Source organism: Mycolicibacterium arcueilense (genome assembly GCF_058536225.1).
This window is the reverse complement of record NZ_JBZTYL010000027.1, coordinates 48,464-70,196: the sequence shown is the minus strand read 5'-3', so window position 1 is coordinate 70,196 and position 21,733 is coordinate 48,464. Positions and strand designations below refer to the sequence as shown.

At 66.7% G+C, this 21,733-nt stretch carries 26 protein-coding genes and 1 riboswitch; of the genes, 17 read left to right on the top strand and 9 right to left on the bottom strand.

Annotation, left to right across the window (positions count from 1 at the left end):
• The first annotated feature begins 17 nt into the window (after positions 1 to 17).
• A riboswitch (TPP riboswitch) is annotated at positions 18 to 132 on the top strand.
• The 8 genes from thiO (at position 122) to AC4LGL_RS27065 (ending at position 5,205) form a co-directional block, all read left to right on the top strand.
• Positions 122 to 1,126, top strand: coding sequence for a glycine oxidase ThiO (thiO, locus tag AC4LGL_RS27100; RefSeq protein ID WP_491841475.1), 1,005 nt, complete (start codon positions 122 to 124; stop codon positions 1,124 to 1,126). Its footprint overlaps the riboswitch before it by 11 nt.
• Complete coding sequence (gene thiS / locus AC4LGL_RS27095) at positions 1,123 to 1,323, top strand: sulfur carrier protein ThiS (protein ID WP_491841474.1); 201 nt, start codon at positions 1,123 to 1,125, stop codon at positions 1,321 to 1,323. The genes thiO and thiS overlap by 4 nt, the downstream gene beginning before the upstream one ends.
• Positions 1,316 to 2,074, top strand: a complete 759-nt coding sequence (locus AC4LGL_RS27090) for a thiazole synthase (RefSeq protein WP_491841473.1) — start codon at positions 1,316 to 1,318, stop codon at positions 2,072 to 2,074. The genes thiS and AC4LGL_RS27090 overlap by 8 nt, the downstream gene beginning before the upstream one ends.
• Positions 2,071 to 2,841 (top strand): SGNH/GDSL hydrolase family protein, encoded by a 771-nt coding sequence (locus AC4LGL_RS27085; RefSeq protein ID WP_491841472.1) that lies wholly within the window; start codon positions 2,071 to 2,073, stop codon positions 2,839 to 2,841. The genes AC4LGL_RS27090 and AC4LGL_RS27085 overlap by 4 nt, the downstream gene beginning before the upstream one ends.
• A gap of 43 nt (positions 2,842 to 2,884) precedes the next feature.
• Positions 2,885 to 3,184: a WXG100 family type VII secretion target gene (locus AC4LGL_RS27080; protein ID WP_491841471.1), complete on the top strand. Its 300-nt coding sequence runs from the start codon at positions 2,885 to 2,887 to the stop codon at positions 3,182 to 3,184.
• Positions 3,185 to 3,200: 16 nt separating this feature from the next.
• Positions 3,201 to 3,491, top strand: a complete 291-nt coding sequence (locus tag AC4LGL_RS27075; RefSeq protein ID WP_491841470.1) for a WXG100 family type VII secretion target — start codon at positions 3,201 to 3,203, stop codon at positions 3,489 to 3,491.
• Between the two features lie 47 nt (positions 3,492 to 3,538).
• Positions 3,539 to 4,450: an ABC transporter ATP-binding protein gene (locus tag AC4LGL_RS27070; protein ID WP_491841469.1), complete on the top strand. Its 912-nt coding sequence runs from the start codon at positions 3,539 to 3,541 to the stop codon at positions 4,448 to 4,450.
• On the top strand, positions 4,447 to 5,205 hold the full coding sequence (locus AC4LGL_RS27065) for an ABC transporter permease (RefSeq protein ID WP_491841468.1): 759 nt from the start codon (positions 4,447 to 4,449) through the stop codon (positions 5,203 to 5,205). The genes AC4LGL_RS27070 and AC4LGL_RS27065 overlap by 4 nt, the downstream gene beginning before the upstream one ends.
• Positions 5,206 to 5,212: 7 nt before the next feature.
• Here AC4LGL_RS27065 and AC4LGL_RS27060 read toward each other — a convergent pair whose 3' ends face one another.
• Positions 5,213 to 5,929: a slipin family protein gene (locus tag AC4LGL_RS27060; protein ID WP_491841467.1), complete on the bottom strand. Its 717-nt coding sequence runs from the start codon at positions 5,927 to 5,929 to the stop codon at positions 5,213 to 5,215.
• Positions 5,930 to 6,268: 339 nt separating this feature from the next.
• Here AC4LGL_RS27060 and AC4LGL_RS27055 point away from each other — a divergent pair, with 339 nt between their 5' ends.
• The 5 genes from AC4LGL_RS27055 to AC4LGL_RS27035 all read left to right on the top strand — a co-directional run bounded on the left by AC4LGL_RS27055 (position 6,269) and on the right by AC4LGL_RS27035 (position 11,875).
• Complete coding sequence (locus AC4LGL_RS27055; protein ID WP_491841466.1) at positions 6,269 to 7,774, top strand: M28 family metallopeptidase; 1,506 nt, start codon at positions 6,269 to 6,271, stop codon at positions 7,772 to 7,774.
• Positions 7,771 to 9,207, top strand: coding sequence for a M28 family metallopeptidase (locus tag AC4LGL_RS27050; protein ID WP_491841465.1), 1,437 nt, complete (start codon positions 7,771 to 7,773; stop codon positions 9,205 to 9,207). The genes AC4LGL_RS27055 and AC4LGL_RS27050 overlap by 4 nt, the downstream gene beginning before the upstream one ends.
• Before the next feature lie 78 nt (positions 9,208 to 9,285).
• A complete protein-coding gene (locus AC4LGL_RS27045; protein WP_491841464.1) occupies positions 9,286 to 10,353 on the top strand; it encodes a type III polyketide synthase in 1,068 nt (355 codons plus the stop codon).
• Positions 10,353 to 10,862, top strand: coding sequence for an isoprenylcysteine carboxyl methyltransferase family protein (locus tag AC4LGL_RS27040; protein ID WP_491841463.1), 510 nt, complete (start codon positions 10,353 to 10,355; stop codon positions 10,860 to 10,862). The genes AC4LGL_RS27045 and AC4LGL_RS27040 overlap by 1 nt, the downstream gene beginning before the upstream one ends.
• Positions 10,859 to 11,875, top strand: coding sequence for an NAD(P)/FAD-dependent oxidoreductase (locus AC4LGL_RS27035; protein WP_491841462.1), 1,017 nt, complete (start codon positions 10,859 to 10,861; stop codon positions 11,873 to 11,875). The genes AC4LGL_RS27040 and AC4LGL_RS27035 overlap by 4 nt, the downstream gene beginning before the upstream one ends.
• On the opposite strand, the gene AC4LGL_RS27030 is transcribed toward AC4LGL_RS27035, so the two are convergent.
• Positions 11,856 to 13,130 (bottom strand): uracil-xanthine permease family protein, encoded by a 1,275-nt coding sequence (locus AC4LGL_RS27030; protein WP_491841461.1) that lies wholly within the window; start codon positions 13,128 to 13,130, stop codon positions 11,856 to 11,858. The two genes, AC4LGL_RS27035 and AC4LGL_RS27030, sit on opposite strands and share 20 nt — an antisense overlap.
• 18 nt (positions 13,131 to 13,148) lie before the next feature.
• Between AC4LGL_RS27030 and AC4LGL_RS27025 the strand changes: the two genes are divergently transcribed.
• Entirely contained in the window at positions 13,149 to 13,280 is a 132-nt protein-coding gene (locus AC4LGL_RS27025) for a hypothetical protein (RefSeq protein ID WP_491841460.1), read from the top strand.
• 78 nt (positions 13,281 to 13,358) lie between these two features.
• Here the strand turns inward: AC4LGL_RS27025 and AC4LGL_RS27020 are convergent, their stop codons facing one another.
• Genes AC4LGL_RS27020 through AC4LGL_RS27010 form a run of 3 tightly spaced genes read right to left on the bottom strand, consistent with a single transcriptional unit; the run spans position 13,359 to position 15,744 of the window.
• Complete coding sequence (locus AC4LGL_RS27020) at positions 13,359 to 14,576, bottom strand: APC family permease (protein WP_491841459.1); 1,218 nt, start codon at positions 14,574 to 14,576, stop codon at positions 13,359 to 13,361.
• 24 nt (positions 14,577 to 14,600) lie between these two features.
• Positions 14,601 to 15,239 carry a PaaI family thioesterase gene (locus AC4LGL_RS27015; RefSeq protein WP_491841458.1) on the bottom strand — a complete coding sequence of 213 codons (639 nt, stop codon included), beginning with the start codon at positions 15,237 to 15,239 and terminating at the stop codon, positions 14,601 to 14,603.
• Entirely contained in the window at positions 15,208 to 15,744 is a 537-nt protein-coding gene (locus tag AC4LGL_RS27010) for a flavin reductase family protein (protein WP_491841457.1), read from the bottom strand. The genes AC4LGL_RS27015 and AC4LGL_RS27010 overlap by 32 nt, the downstream gene beginning before the upstream one ends.
• A 125-nt stretch (positions 15,745 to 15,869) precedes the next feature.
• Between AC4LGL_RS27010 and AC4LGL_RS27005 the strand changes: the two genes are divergently transcribed.
• The gene (locus tag AC4LGL_RS27005; protein ID WP_491841456.1) at positions 15,870 to 16,535 is read left to right on the top strand and encodes a PadR family transcriptional regulator; all 666 of its coding nucleotides are present in this window, start codon (positions 15,870 to 15,872) and stop codon (positions 16,533 to 16,535) included.
• Positions 16,536 to 16,551: 16 nt separating this feature from the next.
• Here the strand turns inward: AC4LGL_RS27005 and AC4LGL_RS27000 are convergent, their stop codons facing one another.
• On the bottom strand, positions 16,552 to 18,255 hold the full coding sequence (locus AC4LGL_RS27000; protein ID WP_491841455.1) for a 3-ketosteroid-delta-1-dehydrogenase: 1,704 nt from the start codon (positions 18,253 to 18,255) through the stop codon (positions 16,552 to 16,554).
• Between the two features lie 102 nt (positions 18,256 to 18,357).
• Here AC4LGL_RS27000 and AC4LGL_RS26995 point away from each other — a divergent pair, with 102 nt between their 5' ends.
• Complete coding sequence (locus AC4LGL_RS26995) at positions 18,358 to 19,503, top strand: 3-ketosteroid-9-alpha-monooxygenase, oxygenase component (protein WP_491841454.1); 1,146 nt, start codon at positions 18,358 to 18,360, stop codon at positions 19,501 to 19,503.
• A gap of 2 nt (positions 19,504 to 19,505) precedes the next feature.
• Entirely contained in the window at positions 19,506 to 19,784 is a 279-nt protein-coding gene (locus AC4LGL_RS26990; protein WP_491841453.1) for a ferredoxin, read from the top strand.
• A gap of 16 nt (positions 19,785 to 19,800) precedes the next feature.
• Here the strand turns inward: AC4LGL_RS26990 and AC4LGL_RS26985 are convergent, their stop codons facing one another.
• From AC4LGL_RS26985 to AC4LGL_RS26975, 3 genes are read right to left on the bottom strand one after another with little or no spacing between them, the layout of a single operon-like run.
• Complete coding sequence (locus tag AC4LGL_RS26985; protein WP_491841452.1) at positions 19,801 to 20,424, bottom strand: TetR/AcrR family transcriptional regulator; 624 nt, start codon at positions 20,422 to 20,424, stop codon at positions 19,801 to 19,803.
• Positions 20,425 to 20,483: 59 nt separating this feature from the next.
• Positions 20,484 to 20,927, bottom strand: a complete 444-nt coding sequence (locus tag AC4LGL_RS26980; RefSeq protein WP_491841451.1) for a nuclear transport factor 2 family protein — start codon at positions 20,925 to 20,927, stop codon at positions 20,484 to 20,486.
• A 20-nt stretch (positions 20,928 to 20,947) separates the two neighbouring features.
• Positions 20,948 to 21,730, bottom strand: a complete 783-nt coding sequence (locus AC4LGL_RS26975; protein ID WP_491841450.1) for an SDR family NAD(P)-dependent oxidoreductase — start codon at positions 21,728 to 21,730, stop codon at positions 20,948 to 20,950.
• Positions 21,731 to 21,733: the final 3 nt, after the last annotated feature.

Sequence of the window (21,733 nt, the reverse complement as noted above, 5' to 3'; positions counted from 1 at the left end):
CCCGAGTACCCTGGACTGGCAATCAATACGGGAGTCCCGGGGACGCGGGGCTGAGAGTGGGCACACGGACCGGCCCTGACCGTCACACCTGATCCGGGTCATGCCGGCGAAGGGAGCGGATATGGCGCGGACACTCGCCGTCATCGGCGGCGGTGTGATCGGGCTGTCGGTCGCACGCCGGGCTGCACTCGACGGTTGGACCGTGCGGCTGCACTGCACACGCGAGCACGGAGCCTCGTGGGTGGCCGGCGGCATGCTCGCCCCGCACAGCGAAGGCTGGCCGGGTGAAGAGCAGATGCTGCAGATCGGCCTGGAATCGCTGAAGCTGTGGCACTCGGAATTCCTCGACGGGCTGGCGCCCGAGGTGGTCACCGCGCGGGAGTCGCTGGTGGTCGCGGTCGACCGGGCCGACGTGTCCGACCTGCACACCGTGGCCGAATGGTTGTCGGCCCAGGGGCAGCCGGTCGAGGTGACGACGGCCGCGCGGGACGTGGAACCGCTACTGGCACAGGGTATCCGGCACGGGTTCCGGGCCACCACCGAACTCGCCGTGGACAACCGGGCCGTGGTCGACGGGCTGGCCTCACACTGCGAACGACTGGCGGTGCGGTGGGCTGGGCCCGTCGAGAACCTGGAGGATGTTGAGGCGGACGTCCGGGTGATCGCCAACGGCATCGACTCCCCGAAGCTCCTGCCTGGTCTGCCCGTGCGCCCGGTCAAGGGTGAGGTACTGCGGCTTCGGTGGCGTCAAGGCTGTATGCCGGTGCCGCAGCGCGTGATCCGGGCCCGGGTGCACGGGCGCCCGGTCTACCTGGTGCCGCGGGCCGACGGCGTGGTGGTCGGCGCCACCCAGTACGAGCACGGCCGGGACATCGCGCCGGTGGTCAGCGGCGTGCGCGACCTACTCGAGGACGCCTGCGCGGTGATGCCCGCGCTCGGCGAGTACGAGCTGGCCGAGACCGCGGCGGGGTTGCGGCCGATGACACCGGACGGGTTGCCGATCGTCGAACGGGTCGACGAGCGCACGCTGGTGGCCGTCGGGCACGGCCGGAACGGATTTCTATTGGCGCCGTGGACCGCTGAGCGGATCGCGGCTGAGCTCGAGATGAGTGTGGGAGCGAAATGATCACCATCACGGTCAACAACGAGACCCTCGAGGTGGACGAGCAGACCACCATCGAAGGGCTGCTGGAAACCCGGGGCTTCCCGGACAAGGGCATCGCCGTCGCGCTCGACTGGACGGTGCTGCCCCGCGCGGAATGGGACCAGACGCTGGCCGACGGTGCCCGGGTAGAGGTTGTGACGGCGGTGCAGGGTGGCTGACTCCGCCTTGAGGATCGGTGGCCGGGAGTTCGGTTCCCGGCTGATCATGGGTACCGGAGGCGCACCGAATCTGGCTGTGCTGGAAGAGGCCCTGGTCGCCTCGGGCACAGAGCTGACGACCGTGGCCATGCGACGGGTCGACGCGTCGGGCGGAACCGGAGTGCTGGATCTGCTCAACCGGCTGGGCATCGCGGCGCTGCCCAACACCGCGGGTTGTCGCGGCGCGGCCGAGGCGGTGCTCACGGCGCAGTTGGCCCGTGAGGCGCTGGGTACCGACCTGGTCAAGCTCGAAGTCATCGCAGACGAACGCACACTGCTGCCCGACGCCATCGAATTGGTCAAGGCCGCAGAACAATTGGTCGACGACGGGTTCATCGTCCTGCCCTACACCAACGACGACCCGGTGCTGGCCCGCCGGCTGGAGGACACCGGCTGTGCCGCGGTCATGCCGCTGGGCTCGCCGATCGGTACCGGCCTGGGTATCTCCAACCCGCACAACATCGAGATGATCGTCGAGCAGGCAGGGGTGCCGGTGGTGCTGGACGCCGGGATCGGCACGGCATCGGATGCGGCGCTGGCGATGGAATTGGGTTGTGACGCTGTGCTGTTGGCGACTGCCGTCACCCGGGCTTCCGATCCACCGACCATGGCCGCGGCGATGTCGGCCGCCGTCACCGCCGGATATCTGGCGCGTCAGGCCGGGCGTATTCCGAAGCGGTTCTGGGCGCAGGCGTCGAGCCCTGCCCTGTGAAGCGCTATGTCGCGCTGGGCAGTTCGATGGCTGCCGGGCCGGGGATCAAGCCGTCGGCTGAAGGGGCGCCCTGGCAGGCGGGCCGCTCGGCCCGCAATTACCCGAACCTGGTGGCCGCCGAACTCGGGCTGAACCTGGAGGACGTGACGTACTCCGGCGCCACCACCGCGCATGTGCTGCGCGATCGGCAGAACGGTGCGCCGCCCCAGATCGAGGCACTCGACGGATCCGAGGCGCTGGTGACGGTCACCATCGGGGGCAACGACGCGGGCTACGTGCCCCAGTTGATGGCCGCGGCGTTGCCGCGTTTCACCCGGTCCCTGCCGCTGGCGGGACCGCTGCTTCGCGGCCTGCTCGACCCCGACGCGCGGGAAACCGCGTTGACCGAAGTGGCCGACTCGCTCGTGACGGTGGGGCATGAGATCCGCCGCCGAGCGCCGCAGGCGCAGGTGTTGTTCGTGGACTACCTGGCCATACTGCCGCCGGAAGGCGTCGCTGCGTCGCCGTTCTCGGAGACCGATGCGGCGCTGGGGCGGCACGTCGCGGCCACGCTGGAACGGCTCACCGGAGAGGCTGCCGCCGCGACGGGCTGCGGGTGGGTGCGCGCCGCGCAGACCAGCCTGATGCACCATGCCTGGTCGGCCCAGCCGTGGACCACGCGACCGGGTCTGCCCTGGCCATGCCGGCCCGCGCCGCTGCACCCGAACGCTGCGGGCATGCGCGCGGTTGCCGATCTCGTGGTGGCGCAGGCAGGGTTCAACGCCTGAATTCGTGACTTCGGGGCTGCCTGCGGCGTGTCACAATCTCTTTATGACACTCGGGTTGAATGGTGACGAGCTTCGGAAGAAGTCTGCCCAGCTGTCGAAATTCGCAGCCGAACGTGCCCAGCACGAGCGCAGGGTGGCTGAGATCGCAGGTGAGCTCACTGGGACCTGGACCGGAACGTCGGGGTCGGCGGTTCAGACCGCACTCTCGAACTACCTGACGCAGGCCTCCGATGTCCGCCGGGAAGAGGTCGACATGTCCCACCTCCTCAGTGACGCGATTGCGGCATATGAGGGCACCGACAGCGACGCGGCCGGTTCGCTGGCCCAGTCGATGAACATTTGAAACAGAGGGTTTCCGGATGAGCACCGATATCGCGGTCCAGTTCGAGCGCACGCGGCAACTGGCTGCCGAGCTGGATGCAGAGGCCGCCAAGGTCAAGCAGATCCTGGAAGAAGAGACCGCGCTGATGGCCGACATCGGGGGAATGTGGAGCGGCACGGCGTCGGAACAGTTCAGTCAGCAATACCGCGAGTGGAACAAGGAAGCCGACGAAGAGGCTCAGGCGCTGGACCAGCTGTGTGCCGCGGTGCACGCGGGCATCGACACCCTCAACACCACCGAGTCCGACGTGACCGGAATGTTCAGCTGATCTGAACCTGAGCAGTCAGAACGACACCGCCTGCAATGATGGCGGTGATGATCGAACTGACCGGGCTGACAAAGCTCTACGGCACCCACCGCGCTGTCGACGATCTGACGTGCACCGTCGAACCAGGCGTCGTCACCGGCTTCCTCGGGCCCAACGGCGCGGGCAAGACCACCACGATGCGGCTGATCCTCGGACTGGACCATCCCAGCGCCGGGACCGCGACCATCGATGGCAAGCACTACCGGGAACTGCGTGACCCGCTGCGCACGGTCGGTGCCCTGCTCGACGCGCGCCAGGCCCATCCGAACCGCACCGCCCGCAACCACCTGCGCTGGATCGCCGCAGCCAACCGGATCCCGGCGACCCGGGTTGACGAGGTGCTCGAGACCGTCGGGCTGACGGCAGCAGGGGACCGCAACGCCGGGGCGCTGTCGTTGGGCATGAGCCAGCGGTTGGGGATCGCCGCGGCGCTGCTGGGCGACCCGCCGGTGCTGCTGTTCGACGAACCGGTCAACGGCCTGGATCCCGAGGGCATCCACTGGGTGCGCACCCTGATGCGTGACCTGGCCGCCGAGGGACGCACGGTATTCGTGTCCAGCCACCTGCTGGCCGAGATGTCCAACACCGCAGACCGGTTGGTGGTGATCGGCCAGGGCAAGTTGATCGCCTCGACCACCGTGAGCGAGTTCGTCAGCGGCACATCTGCCGACACCGTGCGGGTGCGCAGCCCCCAGCTGGAAACGCTGCGCGAGGTTCTCACCGGCGCCGGGTTCGAGGTGGAGGCCGCCGCCGACGGTGACGCGCTGGCGGTGCACGGCGCGGCCATCGAGGTGATCGGCGACCTGGCCGCACGCAACGCGATCGCCCTGCACGAGCTGAGCCAGCGGCAGGCCTCGCTGGAGGAGGCATATCTGAAACTCACCGATGATGCCGTCGACTTCCGGGCGGTCAAGAAGTGAGCGCGCTGGCCGCGCTCGACGCCGAGCGCATCAAGCTGTCCACCACCCGCTCCCCACTGTGGTCGGTGGTCGGTGTCGCGGTGCTCAGTCTGGGGTTGGCGGCCATGCAGGGCATGACTGTGAACCACTACACCGGGCTGCCGCCATCCAAGGCCGCACTCGGTGTCGCGGTGTTCGGCGTTCCCGTCCTGATGGTGCTGTCCTCGATGACGATGACGGGGGAATACCGCAGCGGACTGATCCGCACCACCTTGCTGGCCACCCCGAACCGCACGCAGGTGCTCACCGCGAAGGCGGTGGTTTGCGCGGCGTTCTCCTCGGTGTGCGCGGTGATCATGGTGCTGGCCTCGGTACTGGTGGCCCGGATGGTCGCCGACCCGGTGGTGGGTACGCAGCTGTCGATGGCCAACCCGGCGACCTGGCGGGTGGCCGGTGGGTTCGCGTTGTACGCCGCGCTGGCCGCGGTGCTCGGGGTGGCCGTCGGGGCGTTGGTGCGATTCGCGGCGGGTGCGGTGGCGGTGCTGCTGCTGTGGCCGTTGGTGGCCGAGCCACTGCTCGGCAACATGCCCAACAGCGGCCCCAAGGTCGGACCGTGGCTGCCGTTCGCCAACATGTTTTCGTTCCTGCATGTGGAGTGGCTGTTCCCGACGTACTTCACGACGTGGGGCGAGCTGGGCTCGCTGCTCTACTTCATGGTGTGGGTGGCGGTGGCATTTGTCGCCGCCGCAGTGGTGCTGAACAGGCGGGACGCCTGACCCGGAATTACTCCGGGTCAGACGCCTCACCGCGGGAAACCGCATCGGCGGTGCCCACCGTGTCATTGCCGAGGGCCAGCACCACCTTCGACCCGTACGGCACGCGCTGGATCAGCTGCAGCTGAGCCAGGGCCGGGTGGGCGTCCAGCAGCTTGCCGGCGTTGGCCAGTGCGCGCAGCGCCGCGGTCTCGGCACGGGCCGCTTCCAGCTTCGCCGCGCCGGTGGCCTTGGCCGTCACCAGCTGCATCGCCGCGGCACGGATCTCGGCCGGGATGATCACGTCCTTGACGAACGCCTCGATCACCTCGACCCCGGTGCGGGCACCGGCCGCCCGCGCCGCCGCAGCGATCGCCCCGGCGTCGATGCGGTTGCCGCGCTGCATCACCTCGTCGGCGGTCACCGCGGCGACGAGGTCCCGCAGGGCGATCTGCGCGGCCAGGTACACCGCGGCCATCGGATCGGCCGCGGCCTCCACATAGGCCACGGCGTCGCTCACCTTGAACTGCAGGGCGACGGTGATCCGCAGCGTCACCGCATCCGAGGTCAGCACCTCCTGCGGAGCCAGCGTGAGCACCTGCTCACGCATCTCGACACGCACCACCGAGGCCGCCACATCAATGCGGTGGCGCCCCGGCTGCAGGACACGACCCAGCGTGCCGTCGCGGTACTCCAGTGCGCACTGGCCTGCGGAAACGGTGATTCGGTTGAACGTGAAGATACCCATGTCGTGTCCTCCTTCCGGTGTATGTGTCTGCGCGGCAAAGGGATACCGCCGCCGGACGCGATCGGTGACGGGGCGTCGCACCCCCGTACCGGCGGGTGCGGGCCACAAGGTCGCTGATCGCGTGGGACCCGGCGGCGGTATCGGGGATTTGCAAGAGAGGATTCGAACCTCAGGCCCTTTACCTGTGCCATGACGCCGCCGGCAACACACAGAAACGTTGCGGTACCCCGCTCGGCCTGCTTCCCTGTCGGCGTCGGGGAACACGATGCCACCACAGCAAATCGCCAGGCAACCGATTTATCGGTCTGGCAGTTCGGGACAGCAGCTACCGTGGGTGCAATGCGACGTACTTCGACGGGGGCAATTCTCGGCGCGCTGGCGCTGACCATGTGGCTCGCCGGCTGTGATGCAAAGACCGAACTGCAGACCGACGGGCAGGCGTCCCGGGAGTCGTCCTCGTCGGCGGTGGTGTTCGCCGACCAGCTGCGTGCGCAGGTGTCGTCCGACGCGATGATGGGGCATCTGGGCAAGCTCCAGGAGATTGCCAACGCGCACGACGGCAACCGCGCGCTGGGCACCGCGGGGTACGACGCGAGCGTGGACTACGTCGTCGGCGCGCTGCGCGACAAGGGATTTGACGTGGAGACGCCGGAGTTCGAGGTGAAACTCCCGTTCGCCGAGGACCCTCAGGTGACTGTCGGTGGCCAGCCCGTCACCGCCAAGCCGCTGGAGTTCACCATCGGCACGGCCCAGGAAGGGGTGTCCGCACCGCTGGTGCCTGCCAAGGTGGAGGACACGCCGGGATGCGAGGCCGCCGACTACGACGGTCTACCCGTTGCCGGTGCGGTCGTGCTGGTCGACCGTGGCTCGTGCCCCTTCGCCGACAAGCAGGCCGCGGCCGCCGAGCGCGGTGCCGTCGCGATGATCGTCGTCAACACCAACAACGACGAGAAGATGGGCGGCACGCTGGGCCGCAACACCGACGTCAAGATCCCGGTGGTCAGCGTGACCAAGGACGAAGGCACCAGGCTGCGCAACGCACCCGGCCCCACCACGATCAAACTCGTCGCCGGGGTGCGCGTCGAGCACACCCGCAACATCATCGCCCAGACCAAGACCGGATCGACCTCCGACGTGGTCATGGTCGGGGCGCACCTCGACAGCGTGCCGGAGGGACCCGGGATCAACGACAACGGTTCCGGCGTGGCCGCGGTACTGGAAACCGCTCTGCAGTTGGGCGATTCGCCGGAGGTGGCCAATGCCGTGCGGTTCGGCTTCTGGGGAGCCGAGGAGGAAGGTTTGCTCGGCTCGACCAACTACGTCCAGTCCCTGGACACCGAAGCGCTCAAGGACATTGCCATGTACCTGAACTTCGACATGCTGGGCTCGCCCAACGCGGGCTACTTCACCTACGACGGTGACCAGTCCGCACCGCTGGATGAGCAGGGCCGTCCGCGGGTTCCCGAGGGCTCGGCGGGTATCGAGCGCACGCTGTCGACCTATCTGAAAGAGGCGGGAAAGACGCCGCGCGACACCAGTTTTGACGGTCGGTCCGACTACGACGGGTTCACCATGGCCGGGGTTCCCGCAGGTGGGTTGTTCTCGGGTGCCGAGGACAAGATGAACGCCGAGGAGGCCAAACTGTGGGCCGGTGAGGCGGATAAACCGTTCGACCCGAACTATCACAAGAACACCGATACCCTTGACCACGTGAACCGGGATGCTCTGCAGATACATGGTGAGGGAGTCGCATTTGCTGTCGGGCTGTATGCCCAAGATCAGCGGGGCCGCAACGGTTTACCGGTCCGCGCAGACCGCACGCGCCACCAGATCAACGCGCAGTGAGGGCGCGCCGACTCGCTGCTTTATTACTCGGTGCCGCACTCGCGGGTTGCTCGGCGCAGTCGGCGCCGAAGCCGGTCGAACCCCAGGACCTGGCGGGCAAGATCACTGTCGACGCCATGTTCACCCATCTGCGCAAGCTGCAGGAGATCGCCGACAGTCATGACGGCAACCGGGCGGTCGGCAGCTCCGGATACGACGCCAGCGTCGACTATGTGGCACAACTGCTGCGGGACAAGGGTTTCGACGTACAGACACCCGAGTTCGAGCGGATGGGTTCGATGCGCGGGGGTAAACCGGAGCTGAGCGTGTCCGGACGTACCTACCCGGTGGACCAGGCGTCGATGCTGGTGATGACGGCGCCGGGCGGGCTCACAGCGCCCACGTTGCACCCGGTCAAACCCTCGGGATGCGCGGCCGCCGACTACGGCTCGGTCAACATCAAGGGTGCCATTGCGGTCGTGGACGACACCGGGTGTTCCGTTGTGGACAAACAGAACACCGCGTTGGACAAGGGTGCGGTGGGGTTGCTGGTGGTCAACCGTGGGCGGCAGCCCGCTCCGGGTGGCTTGTTCAGCACCGGCTACTACCGGCACCTCACCGTGCCGGTCGGCGTCATCGACGAAACCGCAGATGCCGCACTGCTGGGTACCAGCGCCCCGGTTCGGCTGACCCTCGACGGCAAAGCCGAGATGGTCAAATCCCGCAACGTGACCGCGCAGACGAAGACCGGTTCGGCCTCGGACGTGGTGCTTGTCGGCGCGCACCTGGACAGTGTGGGTGGTGGCCCCGGTATCAACGACAACGGGTCCGGAGTGGCAGCCGTGCTGGAAACCGCGCTGCAGCTGGGTAGTTCGCCGAACACGACCAATGCGGTGCGGTTCGCGTTCTGGGGTGCCGAGGAGATGGGGCTGGAAGGGTCGACGCAGTACGTGCGCAACCTGCCGCTGGACCAACTCGACGACCTCGCGCTGTACCTGAACTTCGATATGGTCGGCTCACCCAACGCCGGGTTCTTCACCTACGACGGCGACCAGTCCGGCCAGGCCACGGATCCCAAGCCGATACCCGAGGGCTCGGCCGGTATCGAACGGACCATGGCGGGCTATCTCAACCTTGCCGGCGTGCGGCCCGCGGACATGCCGATCGGCATCAACTCCGATTACCACCCGCTCCTGCAGGCCGGGGTGCCGATCGGTGGCACGACCACCGGATCGTCGCAGCGCAAGACCCAGGTGCAGGCCCGGTTGTGGGGTGGCCGGGCCGGGGCGGCTTTCGATCCGAACTATCACACGCGGCGAGACACCATCGACAACGTCGATGCGCGCGCGCTGGGGATCATGGGATCGGCGATCGCGTTCACCGTCGGCACCTACGCCCGGTCGATCGAGGGTCCCAACGGTGTGCCCGCACGTGACAAGCGTCACCGCGGCTGATCCGGATTCACCGAGTGATCGTTTGAACCGCAGAGGGTAGGCCCCCGTTGTACAGGTATGGGAATTAACGTCGCGAGAATGCCCAGCCACAGCACCATTGCCGGCGTCCATGCGGTATTGCCTCCTCATCGGTACACCCAGGACGAGGTCACCAGCGCACTGCTGGACCTGCCCGGATACGCCGAGTCCGAGGGGGTGGTGCGGGCGCTGCACAAGAGCGCGAAAGTGAACAGCAGGTATCTGGTCCTGCCGCTCGAGGAATACGCCCGGCTCGACGATTTCGGTGAGAGCAACAGCCTGTTCATCGAGCACGCAACCGAACTGGGCTGCGCCGCACTGTCCGGGGCGCTCGACGATGCGGGTCTGCGTCCACAGGATGTGGACCTGATCATCACCACCACCGTCACGGGCGCCGTGGTCCCGTCGCTCGATGCCAGGATCGCCGGCCGCCTCGGCCTGCGGCCGGACGTGCGCCGCATCCCGATCTTCGGGCTGGGTTGTGTGGCCGGCGCCGCAGGCATCGCCCGGCTCAACGACTATCTGCGCGGCGCACCCGACAAGGTGGCGGTCCTGGTGTCGGTGGAACTGTGTTCGCTGACGCGCAAACACAATCCCTCGATGCCGACGCTGGTGGCCGGTGCGCTGTTCGGTGACGGCGCCGCCGCGGTGGTCGCCGTCGGCGAGGAACGGGCCAAGAAGCTGAACCCGACCGGGCCCGATGTGCTGGATTCCCGCAGTCATCTCTACCCGGATTCGTTGCACGCCATGGGCTGGGACATCGGTTCCGACGGGTTCGAGATCGTGCTCAGCGCCGAAGTTCCTGGCTTCGTGGGCCGTTACCTCGGAGATGACGTCGCCGGGTTCCTCGGGGACCACGGCCTTTCCGTCGACGACGTATCCGCCTGGGTGAGTCATCCGGGCGGACCGAAGGTGATCGAGGCGATCATCGAAACCCTCGGATTGCCTGAGGACGCACTGGATCTCACCTGGCAGTCTCTCGCCGACGTCGGCAATCTGTCGTCGTCCTCGGTGCTGCACGTCCTGCGTGACACCATCCGCAAACGGCCGGAGTCGGATACGCCCGGGGTGATGATGGCCATGGGTCCGGGTTTCTGCTCCGAACTCGTCCTGCTGCGTTGGCGCTGATGACGGCCAAGAGATTCACCGCGCTGATCGTCCTCGTCGCCGCCGAGCGGATTCTCGAGCTGGTGGTGTCGAAACGCAACCTGAAGTGGAGTATCGCCCAGGGCGGCAAGGAATTCGGGGCCGGTCACTATCCGGTGATGGTCGCGCTGCACAGCGCGCTGCTGGCAGGCGCGGTGGTGGAGGCCCGTCGACGGCGGCCGCGGCCGGTTCTCGGCTGGATCATGGTGGGGGTGGTACTCGCGGCTCAGGCGCTGCGCTGGTGGTGTATCACCACGCTCGGCAGACAGTGGAACACCAGGGTCGTGGTCGTGCCGGGCGCCACGCGCGTCGTCGACGGTCCGTACCGGTTGATTCCGCACCCGAACTACGTCGCGGTGGTCACGGAAGGGGCCGCCTTGCCGTTGGCCGGCGGCGCATGGTTCACCGCCCTGGTGTTCACCGTGGCCAACGCTGCGCTGCTGCGAACCCGGATCCGGGTGGAAAACGAAGCGTTGCAAGGCTTGACGTGATCGATCTGCTCGTCGCAGGTGGCGGCCCGGCCGGGCTGGCCACCGCGGTGCACGCGGCGCGCGCTGGGCTGGAGACCGTGGTGGTGGAACGCCGGCAGGGCCCGATCGACAAGGCCTGCGGTGAGGGGCTGATGCCGCATTCGGTCCGGCAGTTGCAGCGGCTGGGTGCGGAGGTGGACGGACGGGCCTTTCGGGGCATCCGCTACCTGGACGGGCGGAGCACCGCCGAGGCCAGGTTCCGCGACGGGTCCGGCTACGGGGTGCGTCGCACGGTGTTGCACGCCGCGCTGTCGGATGCGGCGTCGGCTGCCGGGGTCCGGGTGGTCCACGGTGAGGTGGGTGCGGTGACCCAGGACTCGACTTCGGTGAGCGCGGCGGGTTTTCGGGCCCGCTATCTGGCGGCGGCCGATGGTCTGCATTCACCGATCCGCCGCTCGCTGGGGCTCAGCGGCGGTGAGGGCAGGCGGCGCCGCTGGGGGATTCGGCGTCACGTCCAGATTGCCCCGTGGTCGGATTGCGTCGAGGTGTACTGGGGTGCCGACGCCGAGGCGTACGTGACGCCCGTCGGCGAGAACTGCGTCGGAATCGCGATCCTGACGTCCGAGCGCGGCGGCTTCGAGCAGCATCTGGCGGCGTTCCCGATGCTGGTCGAGCGGATCAAAGGCCTTGAGCACGGCCAGGACCGGGCCGCCGGGCCGTTGCGGCAGAAGGTCCGCAACCGTAGTGCGGGGCGGGTGTTGCTGGTCGGGGACGCGGCGGGCTACGTCGACGCACTGACCGGAGAGGGGATGGGCCTGGCCTTCGGCGCCGCCGAACTCCTGGTGGGTTGCGTGCGGACCGACCGGCCCGGTGACTACGACCGGCAGTGGCGCGGGCTGACCCGCCGCTACCGGCTGCTGACCGCAGCCCTGTTGCACGGCAGCGGTTTCGGCCCGGTGCGGGCCTGCATCACCCCGGCCTCGGCGGCGCTGCCGTCGGTGTTCGCCCGGGTGGTCAATGCTCTCGGTGAGTAGGTTGTGCCAGGTTGCCGAGGTACTCCAGCAACCGCATGCCGTGGAACACCAGCAGCGCGGCGATGGAGCCCAACGCGATCCCGGTGAAGGTCAGTGAGCCGAGCTGCCAGGTGAAGTCGGCGATCCCGATGATCAATGGAATCGCTGCGGTCATCTGGTTGACCGGTTTGGAGAAGTCCACGTGATTGGTGAGCCAGATCCGCACACCCAGGATGCCGACCAGACCGTAGAGCACGATCGTCGCCCCGCCCAGCACACCCGGCGGGATGGCCGAGATCGCCGCTCCGACCTTGGGGCACAACGACAATGCGATGGCCACGGCCGCCGCGACCCAGTAAGCCGCGGTCGAGTAGACCCGGGTGGCCGCCATCACGCCGATGTTCTCGGCGTAGGTGGTGGTGGCCGAACCGCCGCCGGCGCCGGCCAGTACGGTGGCCACCCCGTCGGCGGCCAGCGCACGCCCGATCATCGGATCGAGGTCGGTGCCGGTCATCTGCCCCACCGACTTGACGTGCCCGATGTTCTCGGCGACCAGAGCGATCACCGCGGGCAGGAACAGCGGTAGTACCGCCAGGCTGAACTCCGGCGTGTGGAACTCGGGCAGCCCGATCCACGGCGCCGCCGCGATCGCCGCAGTGTCCACGTCGCCGAGGACCAGCGCCAGCAGATACCCGCTCACAACCGCGCCGAAGATGGCCAGTCGGCCGATCAGTCCTTTGAAGAAAGCCAGAGTGGCGACCAGCAACACCAATGTCACCAACCCGACCAGCGGGCCTTTCTCGAAATTGGCCTTGGCCGCCGGGGCCAGGTTGAAGCCGATCAGTGCGACGATCGCGCCGGTCACCACCGGCGGCAGGGTCAGGTCGATCCACCGGGTTCCGATCAGGTGCACCACCGCGCCGATGAGGATCAGCAGCATTCCGACGGCGATCAAACCACCCAGCGCGCTGCCGGTTCCGTGCGTTGCCACGGCCGCGGTGACCGGGGCGATCACCGAGAAACTCGACCCCAGATAGCTAGGTAGCCGGTTGCCGGTGATGAGCAGGAACAGGATGGTCCCGACCCCGGAGAACAGCAGGGTGGTGGCCGGCGGAAAGCCGGTGAGCACTGGAACCAGGAATGTGGCGCCGAACATGGCCACCACGTGCTGGGCGCCGATGCCGATCGTGCTGGCCCAATCGAGCCGTTCCCCGGGGTTGACGACGAAGTCGTCGTCGGTGCGGGTCTCGACGTATTTCCAACTCAGCGGAATCACGAGTGTTGACTGAACACCATGAGCGGTCGTCGCGCACCCCAAACGTGGCTCCCGGGACTGGCACAGTTCACCGGCTACCAGCGGTCCTGGCTGCGCGGTGACGTCCTGGCCGGGGTGACGGTCGCGGTGGAGGCGTTCCGGAACCGTTAGGCGTCTACACGCGTCGAGCGGCCAGTTGTAACACGCGCTTCCGGGAAACCTGCGCCATAACTGGCCACTCGGCGCCGGTCAACGGCGGCGCATGCCATAAATCACCGCACCGAGCGCGACCACCGCCAGCCCGGCGAGCACCGAGGCCAGCGGCAGAGAGAAGGCCAGCACCAGGCAGCCGACCAGGCCGAGTGCCGGAATGACCCTCCGGCCCAGAGTCCAGGCGGCCGCATTTGCGATCGCGTAGTACAACAACACCGCGAACGACGAAAACCCTATCGCCCCACGAAGATCCACCACGGCCGCCAGGATGGCCACGACAATGCCGACGAGCACCTCGGCCCGATGCGGCACGGCGAACCGCGGGTGTACGGCGGCCAGTGCATGCGGCAGGTGATGGTCGCGGGCCATCGCCAGCGTCGTGCGTGACACCCCGAGGATCAGGGCCAGTAGCGAGCCCAGCGCCGCCACCGCCGCTCCGGCCCGCACCACCGGTTGCCACTGCGGGGCGCCTGCGGCGGCCACGGCATCGGCCAGTGGAGCGGGCGCGGATGCCAGACCCGAACTGCCCAGGACCGACAGCGCGGCGACGGCCACCACCGCGTAGATCACCAGCGCGATACCGAGTGCGATCGGAATCGCGCGCGGAATGGTGCGCGCCGGGTCGCGGACTTCTTCACCCAGAGTGGCGATCCGGGCATAACCGGCGAACGCGAAGAACAACAGGCCCGCGGCCTGCAGCACGCCGCGGGCACCGACGTCGTCACCGATCTCCAGGCGGGAGAGGTCAATGCTGCCGGAACCGGCGATGATCACCACGACCGCGCTCAGGACCGCCAGCACGCACGCGACGATGATCCGGGTGAGCAAGGCCGACTTCTGGATACCGGTGTAGTTCACGGCCGTCAACGCCACCACGGCGGCCACCGCCACGGCATGCGCCCACTGCGGCCACACATACAGCCCGACCGTCAAAGCCATCGCCGCGCACGACGCGGTCTTTCCGACGATGAAACTCCACCCGGCCGTGTAACCCCAGAACTCGCCGAGACGTTCGCGCCCGTAGACGTAGGTGCCGCCGGACTGCGGGTAGCGCGCGGCCAACCGCGCCGAGGATGTCGCGTTGCAGTAGGCGACGACGGCGGCGACGGCGAGGCCGATGAGCAGTCCGGTTCCGGCCGCATGAGCAGCCGGAGCGAGGGCCGCGAAAATGCCCGCCCCCACCATGGAACCCAGGCCGATCACGACAGCGTCGGTGGTCCCGAGTCTGCGTTGCAGCCCGCCGGGCGTGGTCACCCCGCGATAGTAGTGCCGTGCCTGCTATCCGGCAGGCCGGCGTGGATGAAAGAAGACACCTTCAGCGCGGACCGTGATGCCGTCCGGGGTGGCGAGGTGACCGACCGCAAAGGTCTTGACACCTTCTACCCGGTCGATGTGCGCCTCGGCGCGAACAGGTCCGAGCCGAGTGCCGGCTTCGTAGCGGAGGGTAAGAGTGCCGGTCACGGCAGGCTGCCCTGGCTTGTGTGCCGTTGCGCCGAGGACGTGGTCGAGCAAGAGCGCGCAGATTCCCCCGTGCACGTGGCCGGCGGGCCCTTCGTATGCCGCACCGAGCGTCACGTCGGCCCAAACTCGCCCGTCGGACTCGTGGTGGACCACCAAGGGCGGAGCCACGGCATTGCGGAGCCCGATGACGGCGTTTCCCCACGCCAGTGATTGGCCGTCGACGGCTTGTTGCACACCGAACGAACCGGGGATCAGCGACTGGCTGAGTTCGCTTGCGGCCGCATCGATCTTCGCCTTGGCGGACAGGAGAGTGTCGAGATCGGCTTGACTTCGGATGGTCGCATCGACGAGTCGGCGGACGGATTCGGTGATGGATGCGTAAAGCGCTTCTGGGACATGGGTTTCGCTGTGAATGGACAATTCCTCACTCCCTCGTGGAATCGAGTCGCCGGTCATCGAAGCCACCGTAATCACCGCGGTAGAACAACAACGGCTGTCCGCCGTCGGCGCTCAACGAGGTGACATGGGCGACGACGATGGTGTGGTCGCCCGCGCCGTGCTCGTACTCAAGATCGGCTTCGATGGTGGCCAACGTGTCGTGCAGGCGCGGGGCGCCGTTCGCAGCCGGGCTCCAGTGGACTCCGGCGAACTTGTCCACGCTGCTGCGTGCGAACTGGGCACAGACCGCTTGCTGATGGTCGGCCAGGATGTTGATGCACATCCGGCCGGTAGCTCGGATCAGCGGCCAGGTCGAGGAGGATCGCGACGGGCAGAACGACACGTAGGGCGGCTCCAGCGACACCGACGTCACCGATTGGCAGGTGAAACCCAGCGGTCGCTGCCCGTCGTGACCGGTGATGACAGCGATGCCGGTGCAGAAGTGACCGAGCACCGCCCTCATGTCCTGGGGGCCTGGTCGTTGGGGTGGGCTGCCCAGTGTCGCAGTGCTATCGAGTCCCATCGCTGCGTCTCCCTCATCTCGCGTCGTCAACCAGATTCGTCGAGACATGGACCGTGGGCAACGGTGTCTCCCGGTCAGTGGTTTGGCCGGAGAGGTGTCGTGACCTCGATTGTTACCCTTGCACCATGGAAGATTCCGAGCAGACAGCCAAGCCGGCGCTGGCCGCGAACAGCTGGGCGCTGCTCGGGTTGCTGTCGTACGAGCAAGAACTCTCCGGTTACGACATCCGCAAATGGCTCCACTGGAGCATGCGCTTTTACTACGGCAGCCCCGCTTACAGCCAGATCTACTCCGATCTGAAGAAGCTCGAAAAGATGGGCTACCTCACCTCGCGGGTCGACGGCACCGGTACGCGCAACCGCCGCCTCTACAAGATCACGCAGTCGGGCCTGGACGCCGTCACGCAGTGGGCACGGAAGACGCCACCGGATCCTCCGTCGTTGAAGCACCCGGCACTCATGCGGGTGACGATGGGCCACCTGAGTGACCCCGCCACGCTGAAGCAGATACTCCAGGAGCACTTGGCCTACGTCGATGAGATGCAACGCGACGCCGCCAAAGACGCCCGTTGGGCCGGCGTCAATCCGTCATGGGCATACGCCAAGATCGCGTTGGATTGGGCGGATCGCTACTACGCGTCCGAACGGGAGCTCACGCTGCAACTCATCAAAGATCTCGACGAGGCCGAGGCCAACTTCCCGAAAGTCGGTGAAGGCGCCAAGATCCCGTGGCCAGACCCTTCGTACTGGTACGAGATCGAGAAGAAAGCCGACGCCGAAGACGCCGACTGACTTTCCTCCCGTCGTGTTACTTTCCCGCCGCGTCGAGTGCGGCGATGTAGCCGTAGACCAACCCTTGTGCGATGGTCGCCCCGGCACCGGGATAGGTATTACCGAATGCGTTGGCGGCGGTGTTGCCGATCGCATAAAGCCCGTCGATGACGGTGCCGTCCTCGCGAAGCACGTGTGCTTGGGCGTCGGCTCGTAGGCCGCCGCAGGTACCCAGGTCGCTGAGCACCATCTTGACCGCGTAGAACGGGCCTTTGACCAGCGGCCGCAGGTTGGGGTTCGGCGTGACCGTGGGATCGCCGTAGTAACGGTCGTAGGCGCTGCGGCCGCGTTCGAAGTCGGGATCCTCACCGGCGAACGAGTTCTCGTTGAACCGCCTGACGGTGGCCGAGAAACTGTCCTCGGGCACCCGCATCTTGGTTGCCAGCTCGTTGAAATTGTCTGCCTTGACCGCGATTCCGGCGTCGTACCAGGTCTGGGGGATCGGCATGCGCGGAAACAGTTCGGCGGCAAAGACGTAGCTGTTGCGGTACTGCTGATCGAAGACGATCCACATGCTTTCGACCGGGGTTCCCGAAGCTTCCCGTTCCAGGACGCGTTGCCCGAAGCTCATGTAGTCGGCCGATTCGTTCGCAAACCGTTGACCGTCCTGGTCGACGATGAACGATCCGGGCAACGACCGCTCCGCGAGCATCACCGCAGGAGCGGCCTCCGGGAGTGGCGCCACGGCGGGGAACCACCATGATTGATCCATCAAGGCGATGTCGGCGCCGACCTCTTGTCCCAGTCGGATGGCGTCTCCGGTGTTGGATTCGGCACCGAGGCTGAGATTGCTTCCGAGAGACTCGGATTGGAACTTGTGACGCATCTTCATGTCGTGATCGAAACCGCCGGCGGCGAGTACGACGCCGCGTCGGGCGGTGACGGTGAACGTCTTGTCGCCATGCTCGACGACGGCGCCAGTGACGCGGCCTCCGTCGGTGACCAGCTCGGTCAGTGAGGTGTCGAGCCAGATCGGAATGCCGGCCCGGATCGCCCCGGCGAACAATCCGGCGGCCAGGGCCTGACCACCGGCGGCGTAACGCCTACCGAGGGCGAGCCCGCCGATGCCCTGCGCAAGTCGTTTTGCGATGGTGGGCAGCCCTTTTCGTGGCACCCGGCTCATCAGGTTCAGCCAGCGGTAGTCGGCACCGGTGGTCGGCATCGGAATCTTGACTTCCATGACGCCGGGCCGTAGGTCGGCCAGGTATTCGCCTAGCACGGCCGTGTTGAGCGGGCGGCATTCGCAGGTGCGTCCCGCCGCCGACCCGCCGGGGGCCTCGGGGTGATAGTCGGAGTACTCCTTGGCCCAGAACAGCTTCATGGGTGTGGTTCGGCGCAACATTTCGACCGTGGCCGGCAGGTTGTCGAGGTATGCGGCGGAGCGCTCCCGTGGTGCGGAATCCCCGACGACCGACTCCAGGTACGTGTGTGCCCGAGACACGGGGTCGTTGCCACCGCAGTCCTCGATCACCGGGCTCGACGGCAGCCAGAGCGCACCACCGGATCGGGCCGTCGAACCGCCGACGTAGGACGACTTCTCGACGACGAGAACGGACAATCCCTGCTCGCGGGCTGCCAGGGCCGCGGCCAGGCCGGTACCGGATCCGACGACGAGCAGGTCGACGTCGGTGGCGGCAACGGTCAGTCCGGCGGGAATGGTCTTGTGGGTGGTGGCGGTCACGACCGGAGACGATATGGCGACAACCGGCAAAGTTGATTCCAGTCTCCTGTTGAGCGGAACACTGACCTTCCCGCCAGTCCGTCACCGCAGTTCAATGAGGCCATGACGACGCACGCAGATACCGACGAAATTCGGTTGATCGAGGCCGGTTCGGTACCCACCAGATTCGCCCGGGGCTGGCACTGCCTGGGGTTGGTCCGCGAATTCGGTGATGGAGAGCCTCACCAGATCAATGCCTTCGGGCAGAAGCTGGTGGTGTTCCGGGGCGAGGACGGCGCCATCAACGTGCTCGACGGATACTGCCGGCACATGGGCGGAGACCTCTCGCAAGGGACGGTGAAGGGCAACGAGATCGCTTGCCCGTTCCACGATTGGCGCTGGGGCGGCGACGGCCGGTGCAAGTTGGTGCCTTACGCCAAGCGCACCCCGCGGCTGGCCCGCACCGCGGCCTGGCCCACGCTGGAGCAGGACGGCATGCTGTTCGTCTGGAATGACCCCGAGCGCAAGCCGCCGCCGGCGGACGTGACTATTCCCCGCATCGAGGGGGCCACCAGCGATGGGTGGACCGAATGGCACTGGTACACCACGGTCGTCAACACAAACTGCCGCGAGATCATCGACAACGTCGTCGACATGGCGCATTTCTTCTACATCCACGGTTCGCTTCCCACGCACTTCAAGAACATTTTCGAAGGCCAGGTCGCGACTCAGTACATGAAGAGTGCGGGCCGACCGGATATCGGCGACCCCGAGGGGTCCAAGCTGCTCGGGACCACCTCACTGGCCGCCTACCATGGCCCGTCGTTCATGATCGACGATCTGATCTATCACTACCAGGAGTTCGATCAGCGCACGGTCCTGATCAACTGCCACTATCCGATCGATGCCAATTCTTTTGTGCTGCAGTACGGCATCGTGGTGGAGAAGAATGCGGCCATGCCGGAGGAACTCGCGATGGAGACCGCCATCGCACTTGGTGACTTCGTCAAGATGGGATTCGAGCAGGACGTCGAGATCTGGCGCAACAAGACTCGGATCGACAATCCGCTGCTCGTGGAAGAGGACGGACCGGTGTACCAGCTGCGGCGCTGGTACGAGCAGTTCTATGTCGATGCGGCGGACGTCGCGCCGGACATGGTGGACCGCTTCGAATTCGAACTGGACACCACCCGGCCGTACGAGGCATGGATGAGGGAAGTGGAAGCCAATCTGGCTGCCCGCTCCACCACCTCCGGGTCCGTGGGGTGAGGATGGCCGTCCGTCCGGACAATCGTCTCGACGACGCGCCGATGGCGCCGGTGACGTGCGCACGTTGCGGCGCCGGCGTCGAGGTGCGCAAGAGCAGCTGGAACCAGACCAGCGTTCAGTGGTCCGGCGCCGCCCTGGCGCGTTGTGAAGAGCGTTGCACAGCTGCACAATTGGCCGGCAACGGTGGGCACGGTTTGTTCCTGGCCTGCTCGGCTTTGGGTGTTTCCATCGCCGACGCCGTGCGCACGGGAGCGCTGCAGGTCGTCGACGAGACGTCGTGAAGCCCGGAACCGTCGGCTACCTCTTCAGGAGGCCGACGGTACGGGCGATCCGTTCTGACAGTTCTCCCGCAGCGATGCGCTGCTGAGCGAATGCGGCGATGTTGGACATCCAGACGTCGGAGAGGATTTCGGCCGCGCCGATCTCCCTCGTTGCCGAATTCTCGCCTCCGACGGCACGAACAAAGATCCGAACGGTCTGCCGTCGCACCAGGTCGGCCTGGGTCGCAGCAGTTCCGTCGGCATAGAGATACGGGCGAATCATGGCTTCGGCAAATCGTGGTGAGGAGCAGAGCCTGCCGGTGAGCGCCAGGGAAACCTGCAGCAGACGCTGAAACGGATCCGTGTCGCCGGTGCCGCAACGATAGTCAGTTTCGAAATCCCACAGCCATTCGTAGAAGCATGCGAGCAGCAGGTCATCCTTCGATGGGAAGTATTGGTACACAGTGCTCGCCGACATGTCTGCCGTCGCGGCGACTGTACGGATTTGGCATGCGTCGTAGCCCTGGAAGGCCAGCGACATCGCGGCATTGACAATCCGCTCACGACGGGCCATCCGGCGCGCGGTGAGTTCTGTTGTTCCCAAGCATGAATCGGTCGCCTGGGGGCGAAACATCGCTACTTTCAACTCAGATGCGCTCACGGTGACAACACTAGATTCCGCTCAGGTGGTTGAGCGCAGTTGCTCTCGCTGACCGGGCACTAGCTACCAAAGATTTCCAGCGGACCCACATACGCACGGTTGGCCTTGATGCGTTCGGTGATACGCCAACGACCATCGCCGTCACGCCGCCAGGTGTCGTGGTAGTCGCCCAGCGTGTAGAAGCGGGTCGAAGGGTCGCCGGCAGTATTCAGGTGGACGTCGCGGATGTAAGCCTTGCTCGTGGCGGTGTCGTCGACGACATCGATGATGATGTTTCCCAACAGATGTTGGGCAGGGCCACAACTGTCGAGGAATCCGCGAATCATGTCGAGGATGGCGGCAACTCCCACCAGGCGTCCGGTGCCGAAGTCTCCTTCGACGTCGTCGGCCAGGATCGCGGCCATCGCCGCCCAGTCCCGGTTGTCCATCGCGCGGGCAAACAGATGCAGCGCCCGTTCGATGTCTCGCTCATCGCGCATCACCTTCAGGGCGACTGAATCCATGCCCACATTCCTTCCACTGCTCAGGTGTGCGCGCCGCCGTCGACGCGAATCTCGGTGCCGGTGATGAACGCGCCGTCATCGGAGGCGACCATGGCGATGACCGATGCTACTGCGCCTGGGTCCCCGAGGATTTCGCTTTCGGTGCCGTGCAGCAGCGGGGTCTGCTTGGCCCACAGGCCGAGGTCGTATCCCTCCGGCATCTTGTCAAGAGTGCTGTTGGCCAGGGCCGTTGACACCCCGCCGGGCTGGATGTTGACCGCGCGCAGACCCTGCTTCGAGTACTCCAGTGCCAGTGAGTGGGTGAAGCTGAGTATGCCGCCCTTGCTGGCCGCATACGCCGCCATGTAAGGGTGCGCGAACATCGCGGCGGTCGACGTGAAGTTCACGACCACGCCTCGCCCCGATTCGAGCAGAGCAGGGAGCGCCTGGCGCGTCATGAGGAAGGTGCCGGTGAGGTTGACCGCCAAGGTGCGGTTCCACTCCTCAAGAGTGGTTTCGTGGGTGTGCGAACACGTTTGCATCGCAGCCACATTGACCAGAACCTCAAGGCCGCCCAGCTCGGCGACGGCAGCGTCTACCGCGGCGATCACGTCCTCCTCGCGCGATATGTCGAGGACGGCTGTGGTGAGCCGCTTTGCGGTGCCTGCTTCCTCGGCGGCTTCGGTAGTCGCGGCCAGGCCGTCGGCCGAGATGTCGTAGGCCACCACCGTCGCACCTTCATCGAGCAGGCGCGCCACGGTGGCCGCGCCGATACCCGACCCGGCGCCGGTGACGATCACGCGACGATCTGAGAAACGGTCCATCAG